A 5,362-nucleotide genomic window follows, 5' to 3' on the forward strand; every position below is an offset into this window, starting at 1 on the left:
CACCGACCTACTCTCCCACCTGTTACGGCAATACCATCGGCTCTGGCGGGCTTGACTGCTCTGTTCGGAATGGGAAGAGGTAGACACCGCCGATATAGGCACCTAAAGATCTTGTATAGTATCAAGTTTTAGATATCAGTATGTAGACTTTCCTGTGAAAGTTTATACCCATCTTATAGCTTAAACCATAATGACATATATATTGAAAGATTAATTCAAAAATTAAAGAGGAAGACAACAGTGTCTGTCTGCTTGAGAAAGCTTCGGGCTATTAGTACCACTTGGCTTTGGTCTCTCAACCTTTACACCTATGGCCTATCAACGTAGTCATCTCCTACGACCCTATAAGGAAGTCTCATCTCGTGGCTAGTTTCGCACTTAGATGCTTTCAGCGCTTATCTATTCCAGACGTAGCTACCCTGCCGTACACCTGGCGGCATAACAGGTTCACCAGAGGTCTGTCCAACCCGGTCCTCTCGTACTAAGGTCAGATCCACTCAAACTTCCAACGCCCACAACAGATAGGGACCGAACTGTCTCGCGACGTTCTGAACCCAGCTCGCGTGCCACTTTAATGGGCGAACAGCCCAACCCTTGGGACCTTCTCCAGCCCCAGGATGTGACGAGCCGACATCGAGGTGCCAAACCTCCCCGTCGATATGAGCTCTTGGGGGAGATCAGCCTGTTATCCCCAGCGTACCTTTTATCCTTTGAGCGATGGCCCTTCCATACAGAACCACCGGATCACTATGTCCGTCTTTCGACCCTGTTCGACTTGTTGGTCTCACAGTCAAGCAAGCTTATGCCATTGCACTCCACGTACGGTTACCAAGCGTACTGAGCTTACCTTTGAAAGCCTCCGTTACCTTTTTGGAGGCGACCACCCCAGTCAAACTACCCACCAAACAATGTCCTCCCCATAAAGGAGTTAGAAACCGAATACAGAAAGGGCGGTATTTCAAGGTTGATTCCACGACTCCTGGCGAAGCCGCTTCAACATCTCCCGCCTATCCTACACATCCTGTACCCAATCTCAATGTTAAGCTATAGTGAAGGTGCATGGGGTCTTTCCGTCCCGTTGCGGGTAATCGGCGTCTTCACCGATACCACAATTTCACCGAGCTCATGGCTGAGACAGCGCCCAGATCGTTACACCATTCGTGCAGGTCGGAACTTACCCGACAAGGAATTTCGCTACCTTAGGACCGTTATAGTTACGGCCGCCGTTTACTGGGGCTTCGATTCAATGCTTCTCTTACGATGACATCCCCTCTTAACCTTCCAGCACCGGGCAGGTGTCAGGCCTTATACCTCATCTTGCGATTTTGCAAAGCCATATGTTTTTGTTAAACAGTCGCCTGGGCCTTTTCACTGCGGCTGCTCTTGCGAGACAGCGCCCCTTCTCCCGAAGTTACAGGGCCATTTTGCCGAGTTCCTTAGCCATGACTCACTCGAGCACCTTAGGATTCTCTCCTCGACCACCTGTGTCGGTTTGCGGTACGGGTCTTCATAACCTGAAGCTTAGCGGGTTTTCTTGGAAGTCTGTTTACCTGCTCTATCAGCGCCACCGGAGCTTTGCTGTACTATTGGGGTTCAGCAGGGTCGGCGGATTTGCCTACCGTCCCTATACCTACGCCTTTCAACGAACTATTCCGTCAGTTCGCGGCAGTGTCACTACTCCGTCACCACATCGCAGTTATGAAGAGTACTGGAATATTAACCAGTTGTCCATCGGCTTGCCCCCTTCGGGTGCGCCTTAGGTCCCGACTGACCCTGATCCGATTAACGTTGATCAGGAAACCTTGGTCTTTCGGTGGGCGGGTTTCCCACCCGCCTTATCGTTACTTATGCCTACATTTGCTTTTCCATACGGTCCAACACCCATTACCAGATATCTTCGCCCCATATGGAATGCTCCCCTACCAGATGTAACTCCTGTTACAAATCCATAGCTTCGGTACCGTTCTTGATGCCCGTTTATTATCCACGCCCGGCCGCTCGACTAGTGAGCTGTTACGCACTCTTTAAATGAATGGCTGCTTCCAAGCCAACATCCTAGCTGTCTGGGCAACCGGACCTCGTTAGTTCAACTTAGAACGAATTTGGGGACCTTAGCTGATGGTCTGGGTTCTTTCCCTCTCGGCCTTGGACCTTAGCACCCAAAGCCTCACTGCCGGCCATATTTAATAGCATTCGGAGTTCGTCTGGATTTGGTAGGATTTGACTCCCCCGCACCCAATCGGTAGCTCTACCTCTATTAAACTCGATGCCGACGCTGTTCCTAAAAACATTTCGGGGAGTACGAGCTATTTCCCAGTTTGATTGGCCTTTCACCCCTACCCTCAGGTCATCCGGAAACTTTTCAACGTTTATCGGTTCGGTCCTCCATTACATGTTACTGCAACTTCAACCTGCCCAAGGGTAGATCACAAGGTTTCGCGTCTACCTCATCTGACTATGCGCCCTATTAAGACTCGCTTTCGCTTCGGCTGCGCCCCTGAAGGGCTTAACCTTGCCAGACAAGAGTAACTCGTAGGCTCATTATGCAAAAGGCACGCTGTCACAGAACTTGTCTGCTCCAACCGCTTGTAAGCACACGGTTTCAGGTTCTTTTCACTCCCCTGTTCGGGGTTCTTTTCACCTTTCCCTCACGGTACTGGTTCACTATCGGTCTCTCAGGAGTATTTAGCCTTACCAGATGGTGCTGGTGGATTCCCACAGGATTTCTCCGGTCCCGCGGTACTCAGGATACCACTATGCCAATATTCTTTACCTGTACGGGGCTCTCACCCTTGTCGCGCAGTTTCCCACCTGCTTCCAGTTCATAGCATTGTACAATATCGTGGTCCTACAACCCCGACTATGCCGTAACATAACCGGTTTGGGCTCTTTCCCGTTCGCTCGCCACTACTTGGGAAATCATTGTTATTTTCTTCTCCTACGCCTACTTAGATGTTTCAGTTCAGCGCGTTCGCGTATCATACGACTATTCTTCAAATAGTCAGGTTGCCCCATTCGGAAATCTCTGGATCAAGTCGCATTTGCCAATCCCCAAAGCTTATCGCAGCTTATCACGTCCTTCTTCGCCTCTGAGAGCCTAGGCATCCCCCGTGTGCCCTTATTTACTTTCTTCACCGGCATAGCCTTTTGCTACTATGCGGCTGCTTGTGATATATATACCCGTATGCTACGCAGAGATTCGTTCGGCCTTCGACCGAGGGTCTCCTCCCTACATCAGACACATACCAGCATTGTCTCTATACTGTTGTCTTCTCTTGTAATTTTTTTTCTCTTTCAATATGTCAAAGAACTCTTTTTTTAGTAACCAGTAGTTAGATAGCAGTAGTTAGACTCCGATATGTCGCCATATCATCTCTAAATACCATATACTAAATACTTTGTACTAAGAACGTGGAGAATAACGGATTCGAACCGTTGACCCCCTGCGTGCAAGGCAGGTGCTCTAGCCAGCTGAGCTAATTCCCCTTTTTGTTAGACCTGAGATGTTAGACATTAGTCCTTAGATCCATGTATGTCGCCATCCATTTGTCTAAATACTAGATACTAAATACTCATTACTACCTGGTAGTCCCGAGCAGATTTGAACTGCTGACCCCTACATTATCAGTGTAGTGCTCTAACCAACTGAGCTACGGGACTAGCTATTCTGTTCATCTATCTCTCTCGGTCCTGCTCCTTATAGGGGCGGGCACTTTCTTCTGATGTTTTTTCTTCTTTTTCAATCATATGTAACGTGACGAGTACCGATCCGCGATACTCTAGAAAGGAGGTATTCCAGCCGCACCTTCCGGTACGGCTACCTTGTTACGACTTAGCCCCAATTATCGGTTTTACCCTAACACGCTCCTTGCGGTCACATGCTTTAGGTACCCCCAACTTTCATGGCTTGACGGGCGGTGTGTACAAGGCCCGGGAACGTATTCACCGCGTCATTGCTGATACGCGATTACTAGCGAATCCAACTTCATGGGGTCGAGTTGCAGACCCCAATCCGAACTGTGAATGGCTTTTAGAGATTAGCATCATATTGCTATGTAGCTGCCCGCTGTACCATCCATTGTAGCACGTGTGTAGCCCCGGACGTAAGGGCCATGATGACTTGACGTCGTCCCCACCTTCCTCGCTGTTTGCACAGGCAGTCTGTTTAGAGTCCCCACCATTACATGCTGGCAACTAAACATAGGGGTTGCGCTCGTTGCGGGACTTAACCCAACACCTCACGGCACGAGCTGACGACAGCCATGCAGCACCTAGTTTCGTGTCCCGAAGGACGAGACCGTCTCTGGTCTCTTCACTAACTTTCAAGCCCGGGTAAGGTTCCTCGCGTATCATCGAATTAAACCACATGCTCCTCCGCTTGTGCGGGCCCCCGTCAATTCCTTTGAGTTTCACCCTTGCGGGCGTACTCCCCAGGTGGATAACTTAACGCTTTCGCTAAGACGCTGGCTGTCTATCGCCAACATCGAGTTATCATCGTTTAGGGCGTGGACTACCAGGGTATCTAATCCTGTTCGATCCCCACGCTTTCGTGCATCAGCGTCAATACCAGCTTAGTGAGCTGCCTTCGCAATCGGAGTTCTAAGACATATCTATGCATTTCACCGCTACTTGTCTTATTCCGCCCACTTCAAATGGATTCAAGCCCATCAGTATCAAAGGCACTGCGATGGTTGAGCCACCGTATTTCACCCCTGACTTAATAGGCCGCCTACGCACCCTTTAAACCCAATAAATCCGGATAACGCTCGGATCCTCCGTATTACCGCGGCTGCTGGCACGGAGTTAGCCGATCCTTATTCTTCCAGTACATTCAGCTCTCTACACGTAAAGAGGTTTATTCCTGGACAAAAGCAGTTTACAACCCATAGGGCAGTCATCCTGCACGCGGCATGGCTGGTTCAGGCTTCCGCCCATTGACCAATATTCCTTACTGCTGCCTCCCGTAGGAGTCTGGTCCGTGTCTCAGTACCAGTGTGGGGGATTCTCCTCTCAGAGCCCCTAGACATCGTCGCCTTGGTAGGCCGTTACCCTACCAACTAGCTAATGTCACGCGAGCCCATCTCTATCCTATAAATATTTAATAATCTCCCGATGCCGGAAAATTATATTATGCGGTCTTAATCTCTCTTTCGAGAGGCTATCCCCCTGATAGAGGTAGGTTGCTCACGCGTTACGCACCCGTGCGCCACTCTCACCATCTTCGAGCAAGCTCTCCGATGGATCCCGTCCGACTTGCATGTATTAGGCCTGCCGCTAGCGTTCATCCTGAGCCAGGATCAAACTCTCCATTGTAAAATGAAGTTTTTGATTCCAACTATTTACATAATCAGAATTCTTTTTT

Annotated in this window: 2 tRNA genes and 3 rRNA genes; all 5 read right to left on the bottom strand. The window is 49.6% G+C overall.

The window, feature by feature from the left end:
* Window positions 1-106 (bottom strand): 5S ribosomal RNA (gene rrf / locus AC07UV_RS25485); the annotation flags it as partial.
* A gap of 146 nt (window positions 107-252) precedes the next feature.
* Window positions 253-3,132: ribosomal RNA gene (locus tag AC07UV_RS25490) — 23S ribosomal RNA — on the bottom strand.
* 280 nt (window positions 3,133-3,412) lie between these two features.
* A tRNA-Ala gene (locus AC07UV_RS25495) sits at window positions 3,413-3,486 on the bottom strand.
* Window positions 3,487-3,583: 97 nt separating this feature from the next.
* Window positions 3,584-3,660, bottom strand: a tRNA-Ile gene (locus AC07UV_RS25500).
* A gap of 123 nt (window positions 3,661-3,783) precedes the next feature.
* A 16S ribosomal RNA gene (locus AC07UV_RS25505) occupies window positions 3,784-5,313 on the bottom strand.
* Window positions 5,314-5,362: the final 49 nt, after the last annotated feature.

Source organism: Sphingobacterium sp. GW821-FHT03E03, assembly GCF_059420745.1.